At 62.0% G+C, this 25,019-nt stretch carries 21 protein-coding genes; 1 reads left to right on the top strand and 20 read right to left on the bottom strand.

The window, feature by feature from the left end:
* The 12 genes from rplN to rpsJ all read right to left on the bottom strand — a co-directional run bounded on the left by rplN (window position 1) and on the right by rpsJ (window position 6,046).
* The gene (rplN, locus tag ACIPV6_RS03625) at window positions 1–369 is read right to left on the bottom strand and encodes a 50S ribosomal protein L14 (protein WP_003803789.1); all 369 of its coding nucleotides are present in this window, start codon (window positions 367–369) and stop codon (window positions 1–3) included.
* Window positions 370–722: 353 nt separating this feature from the next.
* A complete protein-coding gene (gene rpsQ / locus ACIPV6_RS03620) occupies window positions 723–1,019 on the bottom strand; it encodes a 30S ribosomal protein S17 (protein WP_144659419.1) in 297 nt (98 codons plus the stop codon).
* Window positions 1,016–1,336, bottom strand: a complete 321-nt coding sequence (rpmC, locus tag ACIPV6_RS03615) for a 50S ribosomal protein L29 (protein ID WP_400269576.1) — start codon at window positions 1,334–1,336, stop codon at window positions 1,016–1,018. The genes rpsQ and rpmC overlap by 4 nt, the downstream gene beginning before the upstream one ends.
* A gap of 2 nt (window positions 1,337–1,338) precedes the next feature.
* Window positions 1,339–1,755 (bottom strand): 50S ribosomal protein L16, encoded by a 417-nt coding sequence (rplP, locus tag ACIPV6_RS03610; RefSeq protein WP_021472412.1) that lies wholly within the window; start codon window positions 1,753–1,755, stop codon window positions 1,339–1,341.
* A complete protein-coding gene (gene rpsC / locus ACIPV6_RS03605; protein ID WP_387435059.1) occupies window positions 1,756–2,577 on the bottom strand; it encodes a 30S ribosomal protein S3 in 822 nt (273 codons plus the stop codon).
* A complete protein-coding gene (rplV, locus tag ACIPV6_RS03600) occupies window positions 2,578–2,943 on the bottom strand; it encodes a 50S ribosomal protein L22 (protein ID WP_021472410.1) in 366 nt (121 codons plus the stop codon). It abuts the gene before it with no gap.
* A 39-nt stretch (window positions 2,944–2,982) separates the two neighbouring features.
* On the bottom strand, window positions 2,983–3,264 hold the full coding sequence (rpsS, locus tag ACIPV6_RS03595) for a 30S ribosomal protein S19 (protein ID WP_011775591.1): 282 nt from the start codon (window positions 3,262–3,264) through the stop codon (window positions 2,983–2,985).
* Between the two features lie 12 nt (window positions 3,265–3,276).
* The gene (gene rplB, locus ACIPV6_RS03590; RefSeq protein WP_021472409.1) at window positions 3,277–4,116 is read right to left on the bottom strand and encodes a 50S ribosomal protein L2; all 840 of its coding nucleotides are present in this window, start codon (window positions 4,114–4,116) and stop codon (window positions 3,277–3,279) included.
* Between the two features lie 29 nt (window positions 4,117–4,145).
* Entirely contained in the window at window positions 4,146–4,451 is a 306-nt protein-coding gene (gene rplW, locus ACIPV6_RS03585; protein ID WP_011775593.1) for a 50S ribosomal protein L23, read from the bottom strand.
* Window positions 4,448–5,065, bottom strand: coding sequence for a 50S ribosomal protein L4 (rplD, locus tag ACIPV6_RS03580; RefSeq protein WP_021472407.1), 618 nt, complete (start codon window positions 5,063–5,065; stop codon window positions 4,448–4,450). Before rplD ends, rplW begins: the two co-directional genes overlap by 4 nt.
* Window positions 5,066–5,069: 4 nt before the next feature.
* On the bottom strand, window positions 5,070–5,720 hold the full coding sequence (gene rplC, locus ACIPV6_RS03575; protein ID WP_347108077.1) for a 50S ribosomal protein L3: 651 nt from the start codon (window positions 5,718–5,720) through the stop codon (window positions 5,070–5,072).
* 17 nt (window positions 5,721–5,737) lie between these two features.
* Window positions 5,738–6,046 (bottom strand): 30S ribosomal protein S10, encoded by a 309-nt coding sequence (rpsJ, locus tag ACIPV6_RS03570; protein WP_003803825.1) that lies wholly within the window; start codon window positions 6,044–6,046, stop codon window positions 5,738–5,740.
* Window positions 6,047–6,431: 385 nt separating this feature from the next.
* Between rpsJ and ACIPV6_RS03565 the strand changes: the two genes are divergently transcribed.
* On the top strand, window positions 6,432–7,865 hold the full coding sequence (locus ACIPV6_RS03565) for a GH1 family beta-glucosidase (protein WP_400269575.1): 1,434 nt from the start codon (window positions 6,432–6,434) through the stop codon (window positions 7,863–7,865).
* Between the two features lie 18 nt (window positions 7,866–7,883).
* Here the strand turns inward: ACIPV6_RS03565 and ACIPV6_RS03560 are convergent, their stop codons facing one another.
* From ACIPV6_RS03560 to rpoB, 8 genes are all read right to left on the bottom strand, one after another.
* Window positions 7,884–8,009 (bottom strand): hypothetical protein, encoded by a 126-nt coding sequence (locus ACIPV6_RS03560; RefSeq protein ID WP_400269574.1) that lies wholly within the window; start codon window positions 8,007–8,009, stop codon window positions 7,884–7,886.
* Between the two features lie 25 nt (window positions 8,010–8,034).
* Window positions 8,035–12,222: a hypothetical protein gene (locus ACIPV6_RS03555; protein WP_400269573.1), complete on the bottom strand. Its 4,188-nt coding sequence runs from the start codon at window positions 12,220–12,222 to the stop codon at window positions 8,035–8,037.
* A 163-nt stretch (window positions 12,223–12,385) separates the two neighbouring features.
* Window positions 12,386–13,576: an elongation factor Tu gene (gene tuf / locus ACIPV6_RS03550; protein WP_021472401.1), complete on the bottom strand. Its 1,191-nt coding sequence runs from the start codon at window positions 13,574–13,576 to the stop codon at window positions 12,386–12,388.
* A gap of 231 nt (window positions 13,577–13,807) precedes the next feature.
* The gene (gene fusA, locus ACIPV6_RS03545; RefSeq protein WP_397325852.1) at window positions 13,808–15,922 is read right to left on the bottom strand and encodes an elongation factor G; all 2,115 of its coding nucleotides are present in this window, start codon (window positions 15,920–15,922) and stop codon (window positions 13,808–13,810) included.
* A 69-nt stretch (window positions 15,923–15,991) separates the two neighbouring features.
* Window positions 15,992–16,462: a 30S ribosomal protein S7 gene (gene rpsG, locus ACIPV6_RS03540; RefSeq protein WP_021472399.1), complete on the bottom strand. Its 471-nt coding sequence runs from the start codon at window positions 16,460–16,462 to the stop codon at window positions 15,992–15,994.
* A gap of 1 nt (window position 16,463) precedes the next feature.
* On the bottom strand, window positions 16,464–16,838 hold the full coding sequence (gene rpsL, locus ACIPV6_RS03535; protein ID WP_009358312.1) for a 30S ribosomal protein S12: 375 nt from the start codon (window positions 16,836–16,838) through the stop codon (window positions 16,464–16,466).
* A 420-nt stretch (window positions 16,839–17,258) separates the two neighbouring features.
* On the bottom strand, window positions 17,259–21,158 hold the full coding sequence (locus tag ACIPV6_RS03530; protein WP_400269572.1) for a DNA-directed RNA polymerase subunit beta': 3,900 nt from the start codon (window positions 21,156–21,158) through the stop codon (window positions 17,259–17,261).
* A 104-nt stretch (window positions 21,159–21,262) separates the two neighbouring features.
* Window positions 21,263–24,769: a DNA-directed RNA polymerase subunit beta gene (gene rpoB, locus ACIPV6_RS03525; protein WP_400269571.1), complete on the bottom strand. Its 3,507-nt coding sequence runs from the start codon at window positions 24,767–24,769 to the stop codon at window positions 21,263–21,265.
* Window positions 24,770–25,019: the final 250 nt, after the last annotated feature.

Here is a 25,019-nt window from a genome sequence, read left to right as displayed (position 1 = left end):
CTAAAGCACCTCCGGGGCCAGCGAAACGATCTTCATGAACTTCTTGTCGCGAAGTTCACGACCAACCGGGCCGAAGATACGGGTACCGCGGGGGTCACCGTCGTTCTTCAGGATCACAGCTGCGTTCTCGTCAAACTTGATGTAGGAACCATCCGCACGGCGGCGTTCCTTCTTGGTACGAACGATGACAGCCTTGACGACGTCACCCTTCTTTACGTTGCCGCCAGGGATAGCGTCCTTGACGGTTGCGACGATGACGTCGCCAATGCCTGCGTAGCGACGGCCGGATCCACCGAGAACGCGAATGGTAAGGATTTCCTTAGCACCCGTGTTGTCGGCGACCTTGAGTCGCGACTCCTGCTGAATCAATTTTTACTCCTTGCGTCGCGCCGGTTCTCAGACCGAAATCATGCATACGGAATGAGCCTTGCGGAACGGTTGATCGGGGTGTCTCTGGACCTGCCTGGATTTTGCCAGAACAGGCCTAAACGCCCGTGCCACAAGCATCAGCTTCCCTTGCAGGAAAACCCTGCGCGGGGCAGTATGCAGTGGCACGATTGTTTACGAGGTGGTTGATGACGCACAAATGGCGCCATACAAACTCAAAATCTTAGCATGCTTCGAGGCCATACCATAACTGGCCGGAAAAGCGGAAGGGCCCGCGCTCCATAAGGAACGCGGACCCTTCCAGTAAGCCCCGCCGGGCATGCCCGGCGTCGGATTTACTTGGCCTTTTCGAGGATCTCCACCAGGCGGAACCGCTTGGTAGCGGACAGCGGGCGGGTCTCGGCGATCAGAACGAGGTCGCCGATGCCGGCGGTGTTCTGCTCGTCGTGAGCCTTGATCTTCGAGGTGCGGCGAATAACCTTGCCGTACAGAGCGTGCTTCACGCGGTCTTCAACCTCAACAACGATGGTCTTTTCCATCTTGTCGGAGACTACGTAGCCGCGACGCGTCTTACGGTAACCGCGCTGTTCAGCGCTGGCTGCTGCTTCCGTCACGTTTTCCTTCTCGCTCACTTGGCGTCCTCTCCAGCCTCAACCTCGGCAGCTTCTGCCTTGGCAGCCTTCTTGGACTTCTTTTCTTCCTTGGCTTCCACAACCGGTGCGGCAACCTCGGCACGAATGCCCAGCTCGCGCTCACGGAAAACGGTGTAGATGCGTGCGATGTCCTTCTTTACCGCGCGCAGACGACCGTGGTTCTCCAGCTGGCCGGTGGCGGACTGGAAACGCAGGTTGAACAGCTCTTCCTTGGACTTGCGGAGTTCTTCAACGAGACGCTCGTTGTCGAAACCGTCCAGCTGTGCGGGTGCGAGATCCTTCGACCCTACTGCCATTTCTATTCACCACCTTCGCGACGCACAATGCGTGCCTTCAACGGGAGCTTGTGGATTGCCAGGCGAAGGGCCTCGCGAGCTACCTCTTCATTGACACCGGAGAGTTCGAACAGAACCCGGCCCGGCTTGACGTTTGCGACCCACCATTCCGGAGAACCCTTACCGGAACCCATACGGGTTTCGGCAGGCTTCTTCGTCAGCGGACGGTCCGGGTAGATGTTGATCCAGACCTTACCGCCACGCTTGATGTGGCGGGTCATCGCGATACGGGCGGACTCGATCTGACGGTTGGTGACGTATGCCGGGCTCAGGGCCTGGATGCCGTACTCACCGAAAGTGACCTTGGTGCCACCCGTAGCAGCGCCGGAACGACCCGGGTGGTGCTGCTTACGGTGCTTGACTCGACGTGGGATAAGCATTTAAGCCTGTCCTCCTTCTGCTGCCGGAGCAGCAGCTTCAGCGGCCGGTGCTTCAACGGCAGCAGGTGCTGCCTCAGCTGCCGGACGGTCGTTACGACGACGGCGGTCGCCACCCGGGCGTCCCGGACGGTCTCCTCCACGGCCACGGGACGGAGCAGCAGCTGCCTGCTGTGCCAGTTCCTTGGCGGTGACGTCACCCTTGTAGATCCAAACCTTCACACCGATGCGGCCGAAGGTGGTCTTGGCTTCGTAGAAGCCGTAGTCGATGTTCGCGCGGAGGGTGTGCAGGGGCACACGGCCTTCGCGGTAGAACTCCGAGCGGGACATTTCTGCGCCACCCAGACGGCCGGAGCAAGCAACACGGATACCCTTGGCACCTGCGCGCTGTGCGGACTGCATGGCCTTCTTCATCGCACGGCGGAAAGCCACGCGGGAAGTCAGCTGCTCTGCGATGCCCTGGGCAACGAGCTGTGCTTCGATCTCCGGGTTCTTGACCTCGAGGATGTTCAGCTGGACCTGCTTGCCGGTGAGCTTTTCGAGCTCGCCGCGGATGCGGTCTGCTTCAGCGCCGCGGCGGCCGATGACGATGCCCGGACGTGCCGTGTGGATGTCCACGCGGACACGGTCCCGGGTGCGCTCGATCTCGACCTTGGCGATGCCGGCGCGCTCCATGCCGGTGGACATGAGCTGGCGGATCTTGATGTCCTCGCGGACGAAGTCCTTGTAGCGCTGTCCCGGCTTGTTGCTGTCAGCAAACCAGTGCGAAACGTGGTCGCTGGTGATGCCGAGTCGGAACCCGTGCGGGTTTACTTTCTGTCCCACTTAGCGAGCCTCCTCTTTCTCCGGGGTTGCGACGACCACGGTGATGTGGCTGGTCCGCTTCTTGATGCGGTAGGCGCGGCCCTGGGCACGCGGCTGGAACCGCTTCATGGTCGGGCCCTCATCAACGAATGCTTCGCTGATGAAGAGGTCACTGTCGTCGAATGCAACGCCGTCACGGTCCGCGAGGACGCGTGCGTTGGCCATTGCCGACTGAAGTACCTTGAATACCGGCTCCGAAGCTGCCTGCGGGGCAAACTTCAGAATTGCCAGAGCCTCATTCGCTTGCTTGCCACGAACAAGGTTGACGACGCGCCGGGCCTTCATAGGCGTTACGCGGATGTGACGCGCAATTGCCTTGGCTTCCATTGCTTTCCTTCTCTCGTCTAAGACGTAAGGTCAGGCGCCTTAGCGGCGCTTGCCCTTACGGTCGTCCTTAACATGGCCGCGGAATGTCCGCGTAGGAGCGAATTCGCCGAGCTTGTGCCCGACCATCGACTCAGTGACAAACACCGGGATGTGCTTGCGTCCGTCGTGTACGGCGATCGTGTGCCCGAGCATGTCGGGGATGATCATCGAACGGCGGGACCAGGTCTTGATGACGTTCTTGGTGCCCTTATCGTTTTCCCGTGCGACCTTCACAAAGAGGTGCTGGTCAACGAAAGGACCTTTTTTCAGGCTGCGTGGCATGTGTCCAGGCTCCTATCGCTTGTTCTTGCCAGTACGGCGGCGACGAACAATAAGCTTGTCGCTCTCTTTGTTCGGACGGCGGGTACGGCCCTCGGGCTTGCCGTTCGGGTTGACCGGGTGACGACCACCGGAAGTCTTACCTTCACCACCACCGTGCGGGTGGTCAACCGGGTTCATGGCTACACCACGGACGGTCGGGCGAACGCCCTTCCAGCGCATACGGCCGGCCTTGCCCCAGTTGATGTTCGACTGCTCGGCGTTGCCAACCTCGCCGACGGTTGCGCGGCAGCGCACGTCAACGTTGCGGATTTCGCCGGAGGGCAGGCGCAGCTGTGCGAAGCGGCCTTCCTTGGCGACGAGCTGAACCGAAGCACCTGCGGAGCGGGCCATCTTGGCGCCGCCACCCGGACGCAGTTCAACTGCGTGGATAACGGTACCAACCGGGATGTTGCGCAGCGGCAGGTTGTTGCCCGGCTTGATGTCAGCGTCGGGGCCAGCCTCGACGAAGTCACCCTGGGACAGCTTGTTCGGGGCGATGATGTAACGCTTGGTGCCATCAACGTAGTGCAGGAGGGCGATGCGAGCCGTGCGGTTCGGATCGTACTCGATTTCGGCAACGCGGGCGTTGATGCCGTCCTTGTCGTGACGACGGAAGTCGATCAGACGGTACTGGCGCTTGTGTCCGCCACCCTTGTGACGGGTGGTGATCTTACCGGTGTTGTTGCGGCCGCCGGTCTTGTGCAGCGGACGCAGCAACGACTTTTCCGGAGTCGACCGCGTGATTTCAGCAAAGTCGGCTACGCTCGAGCCACGACGGCCCGGGGTAGTCGGCTTGTATTTACGGATTCCCATAATTTATTTCCTCGTTAAAGTGGTCTCCGCTACGCGAGCGGACCGCCGAAGATGTCGATTGTGCCTTCTTTGAGGGTGACAATTGCACGCTTGGTGCTCTTGCGCTGTCCCCAGCCGAATTTGGTGCGCTTGCGCTTACCGGCACGGTTGATGGTGTTGATCGAGTCGACCTTGACGGAGAAGATCTTCTCCACGGCCAGCTTGATCTCGGTCTTGTTCGAGCGAGGGTCCACCAGGAAGGTGTACTTGCCTTCGTCGATCAGACCGTAGCTCTTTTCCGAAACGACGGGTGCAAGCACGACGTCGCGCGGGTCCTTGATGGTGGTTACGCTCACTTGGAGGCCTCCTCGTTCTTTGCCTTGTCAGCGACGAACGCATCGAAAGCAGCCTTGGTGAAGACCACGTCGTCGGAGATCAGCACGTCGTAGGTGTTCAGCTGGTCTGCGTACAGAACGTGAACATCTGCGAGGTTTCGCACGGACAGTGCGGCAACGTCTTCGGCGCGCTCGATCACAACGAGCAGGTTCTTGCGCTCGGAAACCGCACGCAGCGACGCCAGGGCTTCCTTGGCGGACGGCTTGGTGCCGGCAACCAGGGCCTCAATGACGTGAATGCGGCCGTTACGGGCGCGGTCAGACAGGGCGCCGCGGAGAGCAGCAGCCTTCATCTTCTTGGGGGTGCGCTGGCTGTAGTCGCGCGGGGTGGGACCGTGGACAATGCCACCGCCGGTCATGTGAGGAGCACGGATGGAACCCTGACGGGCGCGGCCGGTGCCCTTCTGCTTGAACGGCTTGCGACCTGCACCGGAAACCTCGGCGCGGGTCTTGGTCTTGTGGGTTCCCTGGCGGGCAGCAGCGAGCTGGGCGACGACAACCTGGTGCAGCAGGGGCACGTTGGTCTGGACGTCGAAGATCTCTGCAGGCAGGTCAACCTTGACAGTGCTAGTCATTGAACTAGGCTCCCTTCACGGCGGAACGTACGAGTACGACCTGGCCGCGGGCGCCGGGGACGGCACCCTTGATAAGGAGCAGCGACTTCTCAACGTCAACAGCGTGAACCGTGAGGTTCAGCGTGGTGTGACGAACGGCGCCCATGCGGCCGGCCATTTTCAGACCCTTGAAGACGCGGCTCGGGGTGGATGCGCCACCGATGGAGCCAGGCTTACGGTGGTTCTTGTGGGCACCGTGGGAAGCGCCAACACCGGAGAAGCCGTGACGCTTCATAACACCGGCAAAGCCCTTACCCTTGGAGGTGCCGACGACGTCGATCTTCTGGCCGGCTTCGAAGATCTCAACAGAGAGCTCCTGGCCCAGCTCGTAGGATGCGGCGTCTGCGGTACGCAGTTCGACGACGTGGCGGCGAGGAGTTACGCCTGCCTTCTCAAAGTGACCAGCCAGCGGCTTGGTGACCTTGCGGGGGTCGATCTGGCCGTAGCCGATCTGTACGGCGACGTAGCCATCGGACTCAGCGTTGCGGAGCTGGGTGATGACGTTGGAGTCAGCCTGGACAACAGTTACCGGGATGAGCTTGTTGTTCTCGTCCCAGACCTGGGTCATGCCGAGCTTCGTGCCCAGCAGGCCCTTTACGTTACGGGTTGCGGTCATAGTCTCTCAGCACCTCCCTAGAGCTTGATTTCGATGTTCACGTCGGCAGGCAGGTCGAGACGCATAAGCGAGTCAACGGCCTTCGGCGTGGGGTCGATGATGTCGATCAGACGCTTGTGAGTACGCATTTCGAAGTGCTCACGGCTGTCCTTGTACTTGTGAGGAGAGCGAATAACGCAGTAAACGTTCTTCTCCGTGGGCAGCGGCACCGGGCCGACTACCGTTGCGCCTGCGCGCGTGACCGTCTCAACGATCTTCCGCGCTGAAACATCAATGACCTCGTGGTCATATGACTTCAGCCGGATGCGGATTTTTTGTCCCGCCATGTCGCCTGACTCTCTTTCAGCTAGTGCTGCTCTAGTTAGGGCTGCTCTGTTTACTTACCTGTTGTTGTGGCCGCCGAAGCGTTTGAGGATTTACCACCACACGCCGCACAAGCTGAATCCGGATGATTCCGGGTTCCTCAACCTGCCGGCGCACCGACCCCCGCGGTCGGGCGTGTCGCGATTTTCACGCAAACTCGACCGCATTCCATGGGGTTCAGGGTTATGTTTGGGCTTCAGCTTGGACCCTGGCACCCGGCATTATCCGGATCGGGACGCGAAGAAGCGCTTGAACAACTCATCCAGTATGCCGGAAATCGGAGCCGATGGCTAATCGGGCCTCTTCAGCCCATTGCCACAGCCGAGCCGCGGTATGGATGATAGGTGAATGACCGTCCAGGATACGGGTTCCGTGGAAGACCTTGCCGCGCGCCTTCGTCCTGGATTCACGCTCGGCGTCGCATCAGCCGCGTTCCAGATCGAAGGCTCCCTTAACACTGACGGCCGCGGCCCGTCGGGTTGGGACGCCTTCTCGGAAAAGCCGGGAGCAATTGTCGACGGCGGCTCCCCCGCCATTGCTTGCGACCACTACAACCGCGCCGACCAGGACATCGCCCTGTTGCAGGAGCTCGGGGTGGACTCGTACCGTTTCTCCTTGTCCTGGCCAAGGATCCAGCCTGATGGCCAGGGATCCATCAACCAGCGGGGCCTGGATTTCTATGACCGCTTGATCGACAAGCTGCTCGCCGCCGGGATCTCACCCATGGTCACGCTCTACCACTGGGACACTCCCCTTCCACTGGAGCACGCCGGTGGCTGGTTGAACCGGCAGACGGCCTTGCGCTTTGCCGCCTACAGCGCCATCGTGGCAGAGCGGTTCGCCGACCGGGTGGACGCGTGGGTCACAGTCAACGAACCGGTGTCAGTCACGTTGCAGGGATATGCCCTGGGGGCACACGCGCCAGGGCACCAACTCCTCTTCGATTGCCTGCCCGCGGCCCACCACCAACTCCTTGGCCATGGCATGGCCGTGCAGGCACTGCGCGCCGCAGGCGTTTCCGGACAGATCGGCATTTCCAACATGCACTCCCCCGTCCGTCCTGCCACCAGCAAGCTCTCCGACCGGCTCATGGCCGAAGCCCTGGACCTGATCCTCAACCGCATCTACGCCGATGCCATCCTGCTGGGCCAATACCCCAAGCCACATTTCGCGCTGTGGCCCTGGTTCCGTTCCCTGGGTCCGGTCAAGGACGGCGACCTCGCCGTGATCGCCCAGCCGCTGGACTTCTACGGCGTGAATTACTACTACCCCATCAAGGTGGCCTCCGGCCGCGGACCGGCAGAGATACCCACCGGCACGGCCGAGGAAATGGTGAACGTCCCCTTCCATCTGGCCGCCTACCAGGAATACCCGGTCACGGGATTCGGCTGGCCCGAGGCCCCCGAGCAATTGGCAACCCTGCTTCAGGAAATGAAAGAGCGGTACGGGGCGTCGCTCCCGCCCATCTACATCACCGAAGGAGGTGCCAGCTTTCCGGAACCGGACCACGTCAGCGGCCCGGTCCAGGACACCGACCGGATTACCTATCTGGCAGAGCACCTGGGCCATGCCCTTACAGCGACGGGACCAGGCGGGCAAGCCGCTGGCGTGGACCTTCGCGGCTATTACGTGTGGACGTTGCTGGACAATTTCGAATGGGCCGCCGGGTATTCCCAGCGCTTCGGATTGGTTCACGTGGACTTCGAAACCCTGGAACGGACGCCCAAGGAATCGTTCCATTGGCTCAGGGCACTGGAGCGCGCCCGGAGGCACCACGCTTAACCCGATCGGGTTAAAACGCTACTTGTTCTTATTGGCCCTGTTGATGCGCTTGGCCCGGTCGATCTCATTCCGGAAGTACTTGCGACCCCACAGGACGGCTCCGCCGATGCCAACAACGATGACCAGGAAAATCAGGAATTCCATGCTGATCCTTTCTACCCAAGCAAGACTATCCGACTCCCTCCCCGCCACGCCCACTGCCACCGGAGGCAGTGCGATCGGATGGACGGGGTCCGCGGTTCAACCGCCAGACGGCGAGGACAATCAGGGCAACGGCCACGAGTGCCAGCAGGGCAAAGGCGTATGACCTCAAGGCCCACATGACGCTCGCGGCCACCCCGGCTGCGCCCCACGCCGTGAAGAGCCTTTCGGACAGCAGCAGTCCCACGCCCAGGAGTGCGGCGTGGGCCGCCAGGACATAGACCTGCTGCGGGGGCGTTCCGCCGAAAATGGTAGCCACTGAACTGAGCGACAAGAATCCGGAGGCAACGCCCAGCCGCAGGATGGCGTCTCTCCGGTGGCCCCGCAAATAGCGCACCCCTGCCAAAACACCTGCGGTAACCACGTACCACTGCGCCAGCCAGAACCAATCCGGCCGTGCGCCGTCCACGAACAGCAGCGCCCGCTGAAAACCGACAAGAGCTACAAAAGCAGCAATTTCCGCCACCAAGTGCCTCTGATGCGGCACTTCCGCCGCAGCGATGCCGCCGGCGATTGCCAGCAGGAACGCGCCCGCCAGTGCCGTGGAGTCGTAGGCCAAGCCCACCGCTGCCGCTGCCAGGTACGCCACCAGCGCGGTCGCGGCCAGCGATACCCGCCTTCCCGGCTGGCCGCTCAGGTTGAGGCCGCCAAACCAGCGGAGGCCGTACAGCAGGGACCCTATGCCCACTCCCCCAACGAGCCACGGCAGGAAGTCGGCCCACGGACTCGATACTCCCGCATCGAGCAAACCCCCGACGGCGGTCACGGCACCCACCAAGGCGGTGGGCGCCGCGCCCGCATAGAAGGTGGGTATTGATTCCAGGTGGGATGCAGCGAAGAAGACAATCGCCACGGCCAGGACAGCAACACCCACCATGGCCGGCGGAGGATCCACAGTGGCCAAGCAAGCAGTGCCGGCGAACACCACAGCCGAGACGAACCACAGCCAACGGTCCGCGCCTCCGGTGCCACGGCTAGGACGGCCGCGCAGCAACGTCTTTGCGAGCGTCACCACCATGGCGCATGCCAGCAGGAGAACCGGAACCTGAAACCTGTCCAACACCGCGTGGTGCAGGAACGTGCTGGATGGGAAGTCCAGGAATGGCCCCGCGAAAACCACCATCAAGGTGACCACCGCCAGTCCGGGATACAGTGCCACCGCAGCGCCCAGCGTCCAGCGCACCATCAACGACGCGAGGCCAGCGAGTGCCAAGCCCAGCAGCAGCACCCAACGGCCGCCGCCGTCGAAATCGCCAACCAGGAGGTAGGCGAGCGGCAGTCCGGCCTGGAGGCCCAGCGTGGACCAGAGAGCAACCCGTTGGAAGGGAAGGTCATTAAGCCTGCGATGCGCCAGGCAATGCGTGATGAGCTGCAGGAAAGCGACCAACCCGAGCGCCAACCACGGCACCGCCGTCGAATCGGCAACGTCCGCGGCAACAAGCGTCACCATGGCCGCCGATGCTACGCGGACCGCCACGAGGTAGGCTCCGCGAACCCGTTTGGTCTGAGCCAGTGCGGCCATGATGCAGCCGTAGGCAAGGAGGATGCCGAGCATGATTTCGACATCCCTCACATAGCCTGCCCGGAGCAGCAGCAAGGCCACGGACGCCGACGCGAAGATCCACGCGTTCCGGTGGCTGCGCAGTGCTATCGAGCAAGTTGCCGCTGCGAGGGTGGTCACGATAGCCGCAGCACCGGGCTGCCAACCACCGTACGCCGTGAGGGCGGGCAGCCGTGTTGCAACATTGAGTGAGATGGTTGCCACCGCCATCGCTGCCAGGAGAACACCCACATCCGCGGTGACTGTTTGGAGTGAGGTTCCGCGTCGCCCGGCCACCAGGACCACCAGCATTTGCCCGGCCAGGACCCACACCACGAGGGAAGCCACTGTCACGTCCTCACCAGCGAGGCTCAGGGCCCACCCGTGCCCCTGCAGATCAGCGTAGGCCGATGCAACGAGGATTGTGCCCGCGGCACGGGAAAGCCACCAGTAGACACTCCGGTGCAACGAGACGGGAAGGCGCAGGGCCGTAGCCACCAGATAAGCGGTAATCGCCAGCAACACAAGATTGGCGGCTCCGCGGGAGACAACAGCGGCGGAAACCAGCAAAGCAACCATGCCTGCACCTGGTGCAAGGAGCTCGCCGATGGTCAGGCGCCAAGGGGTCCGGCTTTCTCCGGTCATTGGTGGCACCACCACCCGGGGGAAGGCCATCCATCCCGAGGCTAGCCCCGCGAACAGCAGCGCCAACACTCCGGAAACCAGCACGGCGTGTCCCGGAAGATGCTCCAGGACGGCAAGAACCAGCAATCCGAGAGCCGCAGCACAGCCGAAGAGTCCGGTACTTGCCCGCGCCGCGACCACGCCAAAGCGCCCTCGCTCAAGGACAGCACTCAGTACTTGCTGCACTCCGGCCACCACCACGAACGCCAGCAGGGTCAGCGACACGCGTTCCTGGTGGCCCACGAGCACCCCGGCCACGACTGCGGGGACGGCAAAGGTGAATGCAATGCGCCCAGCCAGCACCAGGCACCTGCCAAGGAATCCACGGGCAACTGCCGCGAGCGCAAACCAGTAGGTCCCAGTGGCGCCCAGCATCAGAGCCAACGGCCAGGCGCCCAGCAGGTAAGCGAGCACGAGCGAAACGCCAAGCACCGCGGCCGGCGCGAAAGCGACGCCTTGCCGCAGCCTCCACCCCAGCACCATCGCCGTGGGCAGCACAACCAGGACAGGTATGTACACGGGCAAGTCGAAGTCCCCTATGCCAAGCACCACCGTCAAGACCAAGGCTATAAGGAGTTGAAGTCCCAGGCAGGAAACGGCGTCGTTCCACCACGTCCTCGGCGTGATCGCCTGACCGGCGTATGACATCCCGATCGCTTGGACACCCAGGCAGGCAACGGCCGCCAGCACGGCCAAGCTGACGTCCGAGGTGCCGTCCCACACCAAGGCAATGATTGCGAGCGTGAACGCTGCACGCGCGGCGAAGAAGTGCCCTCTCCGGTATCGAACCGCGGGGACCAGCATCATCACCGCAAAGTAGATGCCGCAGATGGCCATGACCAACGGGTACTCCCCCTTGGCCAGGGCGTTTGGCGTGACCGTTGCGGCCAGCCCTACTGCCGGAACCACAAAGGGATGGAGCGCCATGAGGGGTTGCATATACAGCGACGGTATCCAACGCGGACGGACCAGTGCGAAGAGTGTCAGGAGGATCGCCACACCCACCAGGGCAACGAAGTACCACACCAAGGCTCCGCCAAGCACGGACACACCGGACCAGGCGGTGGACACCACGAAACTCAGGGAAAGCCAGGCCAGCACTTTGTTATTCAGGCGCACGGCCGCAAACACGTAGGCGCAGGTACCAAGCAAGGATGTGGCCAGCCATGCGAGCGGACCGTTGTGTAGCGCAAAGTTGTACATCGCCAACCCTGTGATCGGCACCAGGGCCAGGCCGGTACCGGTGAACGCCATGGCGGCTGGACGAAGCCGGGGAACGCGGGGGTGAAGGACCAAACCCGTCACGTAAAACAGGACCGTGATCCCCCACAGGGCAACGAACCTGAACATCTCCGGCAGGCTGGTACCCACGAAGAGCGCACCCGCAGCCACCAGCAGCAGGCTTGCCACGTAGAGAGTGATGTTGATGTTCTGGCGGTCACGCTTGTCCTTGCGTGCGGCCGCCTCCTCCGCGCTTTCGGGACGGACAGGTGCGGGTGGCAGCAGCGGCTGTGCTGGAAGAACGGACGACGGCGGCGCCATGGTTTGCGCTGCAAACCCCGCCTGTGCGGTTTGTTTCGGCCGCATCGGCTGCGCGGGTTGCCACGAATCCATCGGCGGGACTGGCTGAGTAGGCGGATGGGGACCCGTTGTCGGCCCGGGCAGTCCCGGCGGTGAGGTCCGTGTTCCCGCCCCGCCAGGAATCGGGCTGGCCGAGGCAACCCGGACGGCCTGCGTCTTGGCCAGTGCATCGCGCCAACCAGCCATATGGCCGGCGAGATAGCCTGCACGGTAGGCGCCGCCGTCGTCCGCTTGCTGCGCGGATCCCTTGGGAGACTGCCCGCGTCCATGTACCAGGCCCAGGACGAATCCGCCAGCAGCGACCAGCGCCAGGAACAACAAGCCCCAGATTGTGCCAAGGAATCCGTACACGGCAGCTCCCAACTGTGCCCGGGCACGGCTGTTTGCACAGGCCTTGCCGCATTAATCAAGACGATGGACTAATCATAGCAAAGAAGAACCCCACCGCCGAGGCGATGGGGTTCTTCTTTGGGTTGCTTCCGAAGCGGAAGCGCCCCCGATCTACAAGCAGAAACTACTTGATGATCTTGGTAACACGTCCCGAACCAACGGTGCGGCCACCTTCACGGATAGCGAAGCCGAGGCCCTCTTCCATTGCGATCGGCTGGATGAGCTCAACGGTCATCTCAGTGTTGTCGCCAGGCATAACCATTTCCGTGCCCTCGGGCAGGGTGATAACGCCGGTAACGTCCGTCGTACGGAAGTAGAACTGCGGGCGGTAGTTCGAGTAGAACGGGTTGTGACGTCCGCCTTCGTCCTTGGAGAGGATGTAGACGTTTGCCTCGAAGTCGGTGTGCGGGGTGATGGAACCCGGCTTGACGACAACCTGGCCACGCTCGACATCGTCGCGCTTGAGGCCACGGAGCAGAAGGCCACAGTTCTCGCCGGCCCATGCTTCGTCGAGCTGCTTGTGGAACATCTCGATACCGGTAACCGTGGTCTTCTGGATCGGGCGGATGCCGACGATCTCAACCTCGGAGTTGATGGCGAGGGTACCACGCTCGGCGCGGCCCGTAACAACGGTGCCACGGCCGGTGATGGTGAAGACGTCTTCGATCGGCATCAGGAACGGCTTGTCGCGGTCACGTACGGGGTCCGGAACGGACTCGTCGACAGCTGCCATCAGGTCCTGGACGGACTTGACCCAAACCGGGTCGCCTTCCAGAGCCTTCAGACCGGAAACGCGAACAACGGGAGCGTCGTCGCCATCGAAGCCCTGCGAGCTCAGGAGCTCACGAACTTCCATTTCGACGAGGTCGAGGAGTTCCTCGTCCTCAACCATGTCCGACTTGTTCAGTGCGACCAGCAGGTAGGGAACACCAACCTGGCGGGCGAGCAGAACGTGCTCACGGGTCTGAGCCATCGGACCATCGGTAGCGGCAACCACGAGGATTGCGCCGTCCATCTGGGCAGCACCGGTGATCATGTTCTTGATGTAGTCAGCGTGACCCGGGGCGTCAACGTGTGCGTAGTGACGCTTCTCGGTCTGGTACTCCACGTGGGAGATGTTGATGGTAATACCGCGCTGGCGCTCTTCCGGAGCAGAGTCGATGGACGCGAAGTCGCGCTGCTCGTTGAGATCCGGGTACTGGTCGTACAGCACCTTGGAAATGGCGGCAGTCAGCGTCGTCTTACCGTGGTCAACGTGACCGATGGTGCCGATGTTGACGTGCGGCTTAGTCCGCTCGAACTTTGCCTTTGCCACAGGTTCCTCCTAGAACGATTTCAAGTGACGTGCTCCTCGGCCGCGCTTTTCGCGGCAGAAACTCTAGCAAGTCTACTTGGGGGCTTGGTTTTGGTGAAATTTCAGATTCAGGAACCAATCTTAGTTCCTGGACTCTGTTCGCGCAGGGGGCCGGGCCACGACCTTCGCCGTGGCCCCGCCACTCACGCTGAGATGCCTTCCCGGGACCGGAATTGCACCGTTACCGGGTGATTACTCGCCGCGGGTCTTCTGGATGATCTCGTCGGCAACAGCCTTCGGGACCTCCGCGTAGCTGTCGAACGTCATCGAGTACACGGCGCGACCCTGGGTCTTGGACCGGAGGTCACCGATGTAGCCGAACATTTCGGACAGCGGCACGTTCGCACGGACCACCTTCACGCCTGCAGCATCTTCCATCGACTGGATCATGCCACGGCGGGAGTTGAGGTCACCGATGACGTCGCCCATGTATTCCTCAGGGGTACGTACTTCGACGGCCATCAGCGGTTCGAGCAGGACGGGGTTGGCCTTGCGGGCACCTTCCTTGAACACCTGGGAACCGGCGATCTTGAACGCCATTTCCGAGGAGTCGACGTCGTGGTAAGCGCCGTCGATCAGGCTGGCCTTGACGCCTACCATCGGGTAGCCGGCAAGGATACCGAACTGCATGGCATCCTGGATACCAGCGTCAACGGAGGGGATGTATTCACGCGGAATACGGCCACCGGTGACCTTGTTTTCGAACTCGTAGAAGGTACCGTCCGTGGTTTCCAGGGGCTCGAAGGAGACCTGGACCTTTGCGAACTGACCCGAACCACCAGTCTGCTTCTTGTGGGTGTAGTCAACCTTCTCCACAGCGCGCTTGATGGTTTCGCGGTAAGCAACCTGCGGCTTGCCGACGTTGGCCTCAACCTTGAATTCGCGGCGCATACGGTCAACGAGGATGTCCAGGTGGAGTTCACCCATACCCGCGATGACGGTCTGGCCGGTTTCTTCGTTGAGGGAGACCTGGAAGGTCGGGTCCTCAGCGGAGAGCTTCTGGATAGCCGTGGAGAGCTTCTCCTGGTCACCCTTGGTGTTCGGCTCGATCGCAACAGAGATCACGGGCTCCGGGAAGCTCATGGACTCGAGGACGATCTGGTTTGCGGGATCGCACAGGGTGTCACCGGTGGTGGTGTCCTTCAGGCCGATCGCTGCGTAGATGTGGCCGGCGGTAGCGCCCTCAACAGGCATTTCCTTGTTGGCGTGCATCTGGAAGAGCTTGCCGATGCGCTCCTTCTTGCCCTTGGTGGAGTTGACCACCTGCGCACCGGAGTCCACGTGACCGGAGTACACGCGGACGAAGGTGAGCTGGCCGAAGAAGGGGTGTGCCGCGATCTTGAACGCAAGAGCGGAGAACGGCTCGTCGGCGGAAGGCTTACGGGTCAGTTCCTTCTCTTCGTCGCGGGGATCGTGGCCGATCATCGCGGGGACGTCGAGCGGGTTCGGCAGGAAGTCCACAACAGCGTCGAGCATCGGCTGGACACCGCGGTTCTTGAACGCAGAACCACAGAAGACCGGGTAGAGCTCGGAGTTGATGGTCATCTTGCGGATGCCGGCCTTGAGCTCTTCGAGGGTGAGTTCTTCACCTTCGAGGTACTTCTCCATGAGTTCCTCGGAAGCCTCTGCAACAGTCTCAACGAGCTGTGCGCGGTATTCCTCGGCCTTCTCCTTGAGGTCGGCAGGAATTTCCTGGACCTCGTAGGAAGCGCCCATGGTCACGTCACCCTTGGCGTCGCCCGGCCAAACCAGTGCGCGCATTTCAAGGAGGTCAACGACGCCAACAAAGTCGTTCTCGGCACCGATCGGCAGCTGCATGACCAGCGGCTTGGCACCAAGGCGGGAAACGATGGTGTCAACGGTGAAGTAGAAGTCAGCGCCGAGCTTGTCCATTTTGTTGACGAAGCAGATACGCGGAACGTTGTACTTGTCGGCCTGGCGCCATACAGTCTCGGACTGCGGCTCCACGCCTTCCTTGCCGTCGAACACGGCAACTGCACCGTCGAGGACGCGCAGGGAGCGCTCAACCTCAACCGTGAAGTCCACGTGGCCCGGGGTGTCGATGATGTTGATCTGGTTCTTGTTCCAGAAACAGGTCACGGCCGCGGACGTGATGGTGATGCCGCGTTCCTTTTCCTGTTCCATCCAGTCGGTCGTCGAAGCGCCGTCGTGCGTTTCGCCGATCTTGTGGTTCACACCCGTGTAGAACAGGATGCGCTCGGTAGTGGTGGTCTTGCCGGCATCGATGTGGGCCATGATGCCGATATTGCGGACCTTGTTAAGGTCGGTAAGCACGTCCTGTGCCACGGGGTCTCCCTTTCGGATGGACTACACGTTCGCCGCCGGCTCGGTCGAGCCGGCGGCGTCCGGGAAGTTTTACCAGCGGTAGTGTGCGAAGGCCTTGTTGGACTCGGCCATCTTGTGGGTGTCTTCGCGACGCTTCACAGCGGCACCGAGACCGTTCGACGCATCCAGGATTTCGTTCTGGAGACGCTCGGTCATCGTCTTTTCGCGGCGGGCCTTGGAGTAGCCCACGAGCCAACGCAGAGCGAGGGCGGTGGAGCGACCCGGCTTGACCTCAACCGGAACCTGGTAGGTGGCGCCACCAACACGGCGGGAGCGCACCTCGAGGGAAGGCTTGACGTTGTCCATGGCCTTCTTCAGGGCTGCGACGGGGTCGCCGCCCGTCTTGGCGCGGGCACCTTCAAGGGCACCGTAGACGATGCGCTCTGCGGTGGACTTCTTGCCGTCGATGAGGACCTTGTTGATCAGCTGGGTGACCAACGGGGAGCCGTAAACGGGATCTGAAACGAGCGGCCGCTTGGGGGCCGGACCCTTGCGAGGCATATTACTTCTTCTCCATCTTTGCGCCGTAGCGGCTGCGGGCCTGCTTGCGGTTCTTGACACCCTGGGTGTCAAGGGCGCCGCGGACAATCTTGTAACGGACACCCGGGAGGTCCTTCACACGACCACCACGGACGAGCACGATGGAGTGCTCCTGCAGGTTGTGGCCAACACCGGGGATGTAGGCGGTAACTTCCACACCACCGTTGAGGCGCACACGTGCGACCTTACGAAGAGCCGAGTTCGGCTTCTTCGGGGTGGTGGTGTAAACGCGGGTGCAAACACCGCGGCGCATCGGGCTGCCCTTCAGCGCGGGAGCCTTGGTCTTGGAGACCTTCGGCGTGCGGCCCTTGCGGACCAGCTGGTTAATCGTAGGCACTTTCGTGTTCTCCGTTTGTTTGATCTCTGCCCCCACACACAGGCGCCAGCCGGTGCTCAGTGGGAACTTTGGCGTTGCTCTCGCGGCCAGCCGGAACTCCCGGTAGGCGTGCAAAAGTGCGGCATTCGTTGCGCAAGTTGCCCGCAACCCGGAAACAAGCTCCACCCAACATCATGAGAACAAAACCAAAATGATGCTGCGGCGGCCATCATCCACTGCCACACAGAACAATTACCAAAAGTCTAGCACGGCTTGATCCGGCACCTTAATCGGGTGTATGGAGGACGGCGGCGGCAGGGGGCCGCCGCCGTCGTGGTCTCCTCCTCCGCCTCACCGGACAGGCCAACGCGTTAACGGGCCAGGCCCCGCACTCGATGAGTGCGGGGCCTGGCCTTCAGTCAATGACTACTGCCGGTTATTTCAGCGGAAGTCGTTGCCGAGATCGTAGTCATCCAGCGGGATGGCGTGGAACTCGGGAGCACCGTCGCCGCCCAGGGCGTCATAGGAGAAGTCGGTGAAAGCGCTGGGGCCCGTGAACAGGCTTGCCTTCGCTTCTTCCGTCGGCTCCACAGTGACCTGCGTGTAGCGCGGCAGACCCGTACCAGCCGGGATGAGCTTACCGATGATGACGTTTTCCTTGAGGCCGAGCAACGGATCGCTCTTGCCTTCCATGGCCGCCTGCGTCAGGACGCGGGTGGTCTCCTGGAAGGAAGCTGCCGACAGCCAGGACTCGGTAGCCAAGGAAGCCTTGGTGATACCCATAAGTTCCGGACGGCCGGAAGCCGGTGCCTTGCCCTCGGACACGACGCGGCGGTTCTCATCCTCGAAGCGGGCGCGCTCTGCCAGCTCACCGGGGAGCAGCTCGGAGTCGCCGGACTCGATGACGGTCACGCGGCGCAGCATCTGGCGGACAATGACCTCCACGTGCTTGTCGTGGATACCAATACCCTGGCTGCGGTACACGCCCTGCACTTCGTCCACGAGGAACTTCTGTGCGGCACGCGGACCCATGATGCGCAGAACCTGCTTCGGGTCCACCGGACCGTTGATCAGCTTCTGTCCGACGCTAACGTGGTCGCCGTCCTCGATGAGGAGGCGGGACCGGCGCAGTACCGGGTAGGCGATCTCTTCGGAGCCATCGTCCGGAGTGATCACCAGGCGCATCTGACGCTCGGACTCTTCGATGGTGATGCGTCCGGCTGCTTCCGCAATCGGTGCCACACCCTTCGGAGTACGGGCTTCGAACAGTTCCTGGATACGGGGCAGACCCTGGGTGATGTCATCGCCACCACCTGCGGAAACAGCACCACCGGTGTGGAACGTACGCATGGTCAGCTGGGTACCGGGCTCACCGATGGACTGTGCGGCGATGATGCCCACGGCCTCGCCGATGTCCACGGTCTTGCCGGTGGCCAGCGAACGGCCGTAGCAAAGCGCACAGGTGCCCACCTTGGACTCACACGTGAGTACGGAGCGGACCTTGACCTCGGTGATGCCGGCAGCCAGCAGCTGGTCGATGACGACGTCGCCGCAGTCGGTGCCTGCAGGTGCCAGGACGTTGCCCTCGGCATCGACGACGTCGACGGCCAGGGTACGTGCGTAGGCGCTGTTCTCGACGTTCTCGTCCAGGACCAACTCACCGTTGGAGTCCGGAACGGCGATCGGCGTGACCAGGCCGCGCTCGGTACCGCAGTCCTCTTCGCGGACAATGACGTCCTGCGAAACGTCCACCAGACGACGGGTCAGGTAACCCGAGTTGGCGGTACGGAGAGCGGTATCGGCCAGACCCTTACGGGCACCGTGCGTGGCGATGAAGTATTCCAGCACCGACAGGCCCTCGCGGTAGGAGGACTTGATGGGGCGCGGGATGATCTCACCCTTCGGGTTGGCCACAAGACCACGGATACCCGCGATCTGGCGGACCTGCATCCAGTTACCACGTGCGCCGGAGGACACCATGCGGTTGATGGTGTTCATCGGGGACAGGCTGTCGCGCATTGCCTGGGCGATCTCGTTGGTTGCCTTGTTCCAGATCTCGATCAGTTCCTGGCGACGCTCGTCGTCGTCGATCAGGCCCTTGTCGTACTGGCCCTGGATCTTGGCAGCCATGTTCTCGTAACCGGCCAGGATGCCCGGCTTGGTGTCCGGAACCTCGATGTCGGAGATTGCCACCGTGACACCCGAACGGGTTGCCCAGTAGAAACCGGCATCCTTCAGGTTGTCCAGCGTGGCAGCCGTTACTACCTTCGGGTAGCGCTCGGCGAGGTCATTGACGATCCGGGACAGTTCGCCCTTGTCCGCAACAGCCTCGACCCAGGGGTAATCCTCAGGCAGCGTCTGGTTGAAGATAACCTGGCCCAGGGAGGTTTCAACGAGCGCCGGCTGGCCGGGCTCCCAACCTTCCGGAGCTTCCCAACCTGCGTAGGGAACGAAGTCCTCCAGGCGGATCTTGACCTGGGAGTTCAGATGAAGATCGCGGGCGTCGTAGGCCATGATGGCCTCGGACACCGAGGAGAACACGCGGCCCTCGCCGGCGGAGCCGACGCGCTTGGTGGTCAGGTGGTACAGGCCGATGATCATATCCTGCGACGGCAGGGTCACCGGACGTCCATCGGACGGCTTCAGGATGTTGTTCGAGGACAGCATCAGGATGCGGGCTTCGGCCTGGGCTTCCGGGCTCAGCGGCAGGTGGACTGCCATCTGGTCGCCGTCGAAGTCAGCGTTGAAGGCGCCACAAACCAGCGGGTGAAGCTGGATTGCCTTGCCTTCCACAAGCTGCGGTTCGAAGGCCTGGATGCCGAGGCGGTGAAGGGTAGGTGCACGGTTGAGCAGCACCGGGTGTTCGGTGATGATCTCTTCCAGCACGTCCCAGACCTGCGGACGGTAACGCTCAACCATGCGCTTTGCCGACTTGATGTTCTGGGCGTGGTTGAGGTCAACCAGGCGCTTCATCACGAACGGCTTGAAGAGCTCCAGGGCCATCTGCTTGGGCAGGCCACACTGGTGCAGCTTCAGCTGCGGGCCGACGACGATGACCGAACGGCCGGAGTAGTCAACACGCTTGCCCAGGAGGTTCTGGCGGAAACGGCCCTGCTTGCCCTTGAGCATGTCGCTCAGGGACTTCAGCGGACGGTTGCCCGGACCCGTGACGGGACGGCCACGACGGCCGTTGTCGAAGAGGCTGTCAACAGCTTCCTGAAGCATGCGCTTCTCGTTGTTGACGATGATCTCCGGGGCGCCGAGGTCAAGCAGTCGCTTGAGTCGGTTGTTGCGGTTGATCACACGGCGGTAGAGGTCGTTGAGGTCGGAGGTCGCGAAGCGGCCACCGTCCAACTGGACCATCGGGCGCAGTTCCGGCGGGATCACCGGGACGGCGTCGAGAACCATGCCGAGCGGGCTGTTGTTGGTGGTCAGGAATGCGTTGACAACCTTGAGGCGCTTGAGCGCACGGGTCTTGCGCTGGCCCTTGCCGTTCTGGATGGTGTCTCGCAGCGACTCGGCCTCAGCCTGCATGTCGAAGGTTTCAAGGCGCTTCTTGATCGCCTCTGCACCCATGGAGCCCTCGAAGTACATGCCGTAGCGGTCACGCAGTTCGCGGTACAGGCCTTCGTCGCCTTCGAGGTCGGCAACCTTGAGGTTCTTGAAGCGGTCCCAGACCTGCTCAAGGCGCTCGATGTCGGCGTCGGCACGCTTGCGGACGTTCGCCATCTGGCGGTCAGCGGAGTCGCGGGCCTTCTTCTTGTCTGCACCCTTGGCACCCTCGCCCTCAAGACGGGCAAGCTCGTCTTCAAGGTCGCGGGCAATCGTGGCGATGTCGCTGTCGCGGTTGTCCACCATCTGCTTCTTCTCAAGGTCATGCTCGACCTGGAGGTTGGGCAGTTCAGCGTGCCGGTTTTCCTCGTCAACGCTGGTGATCATGTAGGCAGCGAAGTAGATGACCTTCTCAAGGTCCTTCGGAGCCAGGTCCAGGAGGTAGCCAAGGCGCGACGGAACGCCCTTGAAGTACCAGATGTGGGTTACGGGAGCGGCGAGCTCGATGTGGCCCATGCGCTCACGGCGTACCTTGGCGCGAGTGACTTCCACGCCACAACGCTCACAGATGATGCCCTTGAAGCGGACACGCTTGTACTTGCCGCAGTAGCATTCCCAGTCGCGGGAAGGTCCGAAGATCTTCTCGCAGAAAAGACCGTCCTTCTCAGGCTTGAGAGTGCGGTAGTTGATGGTTTCCGGCTTCTTGACCTCACCGTATGACCAACCACGGATGTCTTCCGCGGTGGCGAGGCCGATCTGCATGAGGCCGAAGGAGGATTCGCTGGACATATGGTCCCTGTTCTCTCTTGTTCTCTAAATTCTGAAGTCTTGGTTACGGAAAGAGGGAGCTGCCCGGCAGGCGGCATTCTTGGTGCCGCCTGCCGGAACGGCTGCTAGACCTCTTCTACGGAACTGGGCTCTGCACGAGACAGATCGATGCCCAGTTCCTCCGCAGCCGTGAAGACTGCGTCATCAGAGTCACGCATTTCGATCGTGGTTCCGTCGGTGGAAAGAACTTCCACGTTCAGGCACAACGACTGCATTTCCTTGATCAAGACCTTGAAGGACTCCGGAACGCCAGGCTCAGGGATGTTCTCGCCCTTGACGATGGCTTCGTAGACCTTCACGCGGCCGTGGATATCATCCGACTTGATCGTGAGGAGTTCCTGAAGGGTGTAGGCGGCGCCGTATGCTTCGAGCGCCCACACTTCCATTTCACCGAAGCGCTGGCCACCGAACTGTGCCTTACCACCCAGCGGCTGCTGCGTGATCATGGAGTACGGACCGGTGGAACGTGCGTGGATCTTGTCGTCCACCAGGTGGTGGAGCTTCAGGATGTACATGTAACCGACGGAGATCGGGTCCGGGAACGGCTCGCCGGAGCGGCCGTCGAACAGACGGGTCTTTCCGGAGGAGTCGATCAGGCGGTCGCCGTCGCGCGTCACGTTGGTGGAATCGAGCAGGCCCGTGATTTCCTCTTCGCGGGCGCCATCGAACACCGGGGTGGCAACGGTGGTCTGGCCGGTTTCACGGGGCAGGTTCGGGAGGTTCTTGACCCACTCCGGCTCGCCTTCGATCTTCCAGCCGGTCTTGGCAACCCAACCGAGGTGGGTTTCCAGGACCTGTCCAACGTTCATACGGCCCGGAACACCAAGCGGGTTCAAGACGATGTCCACCGGGGTACCGTCCGCAAGGAAGGGCATGTCCTCGACCGGAAGGATCTTGGAGATAACACCCTTGTTGCCGTGGCGGCCGGCGAGCTTGTCGCCGTCGGTGATCTTACGCTTGGCTGCAACGTAGACGCGGACCAGCTGGTTCACGCCCGGGGGCAGCTCGTCGTCGTTGTCGCGGTCGAAGACGCGGACGCCGATGACCGTACCGGACTCGCCGTGGGGAACCTTCAGGGAGGTGTCACGGACTTCGCGGGACTTCTCACCGAAGATGGCGCGGAGCAGGCGCTCTTCCGGGGTCAGTTCGGTTTCACCCTTCGGGGTGACCTTGCCTACCAGGATGTCGCCGGCTTCAACCTCGGCACCGATGTGGATGATGCCGCGCTCGTCGAGACCTGCAAGGACTTCCTCGGACACGTTCGGGATGTCACGGGTGATTTCCTCGGCACCAAGCTTGGTGTCGCGGGCATCGATCTCGTGCTCCTCGATGTGGATGGAGGAAAGGACGTCCTCGGCGACGATGCGCTGGGACAGGATGATGGCGTCCTCGAAGTTGTGGCCTTCCCAGGACATGAATGCCACGAGGAGGTTCTTGCCGAGGGCGAGTTCACCCTGGTCCGTCGCGGGACCGTCAGCGATGATGCCGCCAACTTCCAGGCGCTGGCCTTCGTTGACCAGGACGCGGTGGTTGTAGCAGTTGCCCTGGTTGGAGCGGGCGAACTTGTTGATGCGGTAGTTGGTTTCCGTGCCGTCATCGTTGATCATCACAACGAGCTCGGCGGAAACCTCGGTGACCACACCGGCCTTCTTCGCGATGACCACGTCACCGGCGTCGACTGCTGCGGCGCGCTCCATGCCGGTGCCCACGAACGGAGCCTCGGAACGGACCAGCGGCACAGCCTGGCGCTGCATGTTGGCACCCATGAGTGCGCGGTTGGCGTCGTCGTGCTCCAGGAACGGGATCAGGGCAGTTGCCACGGACACCATCTGGCGCGGGGAAACGTCCATGAACTGGACATCTGCAGCGGGAACCAGAACCGGCTCGCCTCCACCACCACGGGCACGGACAAGGACGGTCTCCTCGGAGAAGCGCTTGTCAGCGTCCAGCGGAGCGTTGGCCTGTGCGATCAGGACCTCGGCCTCGTCGTCGGCAGTCAGGTATTCGACGTCGTCGGAAACCACACCGTTGGAAACCTTGCGGTAAGGGGTCTCAATGAAGCCGAACGGGTTGATGCGGCCGTAGGAAGCCAACGAACCGATCAGACCAATGTTCGGGCCTTCAGGGGTTTCGATGGGGCACATACGTCCGTAGTGGGACGGGTGGACGTCCCGGACTTCCATGCCTGCACGGTCACGGGACAGACCACCCGGGCCAAGGGCCGAAAGACGGCGCTTGTGGGTCAAACCCGACAGCGGGTTGTTCTGGTCCATGAACTGCGACAGCTGGGACGTTCCGAAGAACTCCTTGATGGCTGCCACAACCGGACGGATGTTGATCAGGGTCTGCGGCGTGATGGCCTCGACGTCCTGCGTGGTCATGCGTTCGCGGACGACGCGTTCCATGCGGGACAGGCCGGTGCGGACCTGGTTCTCGATCAGTTCGCCAACGGCGCGGATGCGACGGTTGCCGAAGTGGTCGATGTCATCGATCTCGACGCGGAGCTCGTGGTCTTCGCCATCGCGCTTGCCCATGATGGTCTTCTCGCCGGCGTGCAGCGCGACGAGGAACTTGATCATGGCAACGATGTCTTCGACGTGCAGGACCGAAGCTTCCTTGTCGCCAAGGGAGCGGTCGATGCCGAGCTTGCGGTTGATCTTGTAACGGCCAACCTTGGCGAGGTCGTAACGCTTCGGGTTGAAGTACAGGTTGTCCAGCAGGGACTGGGCAGCCTCGACTGTGGGCGGCTCGCCCGGACGCAGCTTGCGGTAGATGTCCAAAAGCGCGTCTTCGCGGGTTTCGGTGGCGTCCTTCTCCAGCGTTGCGCGCATGGAGTCGTACTGGCCGAACTCTTCCAGGATCTGGCCTTCGGTCCAGCCGAGGGCCTTCAGCAGTACCGTGACGGACTGCTTGCGCTTGCGGTCGAGGCGAACGCCGACCTGGTCGCGCTTGTCGATTTCGAGCTCGAACCAAGCACCACGCGAGGGGATGATCTTCGCGGTGAAGATGTCCTTGTCGCTGGTCTTGTCGGCAGCGCGCTCGAAGTAAGCGCCGGGCGAACGGACCAGCTGGGAAACAACAACACGCTCGGTGCCGTTGACCACGAAGGTTCCCCTTTCGGTCATGAGCGGGAAGTCGCCCATGAACACGGTCTGCTGCTTGATTTCGCCCGTGTTGTTGTTCATGAACTCGGCCTTGACGTACAAGGGAGCCGAGTAGGTGGCGTCACGGTCTTTGCATTCGGCCATGGTGTACTTCGGGTCAGCGAACTCCGGCTCGGAGAAGCTCAGGGACATGGTGCCCTGGAAGTCCTCGATCGGGGAGATCTCTTCGAAGATGTCGGCAAGTCCGGAGGTGGTGGCGACGCTGAGGTCGCCCTCCTCGACAGCCTTCGCTACCCGCGCCTGCCAGCGTTCGTTTCCGACCAGCCAGTCAAAGCTGTCTGTCTGCAGGGCGAGAAGATTCGGAACATCAAGGGGTTCGTGAATCTTTGCGAATGAGAGGCGGCGGGTGGCACCATCGGTGCTTGCCGTGTTAGCGGTTTCGTTATTAGAGGTGCTCGAGGCGACCAAGAGGGATCCTTCCACAGACCTTCAGGCGTTTTCAGATCTCCCCCGTTTGCATGTTGCGGAGTGCTCCGCAGCATACTTAATCCGGTTCCGCTATATGACCCGGACCCAGCCCTGCAAAAGGCATTTGCACGCTATGGACGGCATGCCAATTGACGCAGCTGAGAGGTAAAGCCCACCGCTATATGAAGGCTGAAGGTTAACAGGGAAGACGCAAATATCTACAATACGGCAAAGCAGCCTTCCTGTCTAC

This window comes from Paenarthrobacter sp. NPDC089988 (genome assembly GCF_044748465.1).
In the GTDB taxonomy this organism is placed as follows: Bacteria; Actinomycetota; Actinomycetes; order Actinomycetales; family Micrococcaceae; genus Arthrobacter.
The sequence above is the reverse complement of the archived record's forward strand: the minus strand, read 5'-3'. Positions and strand labels throughout refer to the sequence as shown.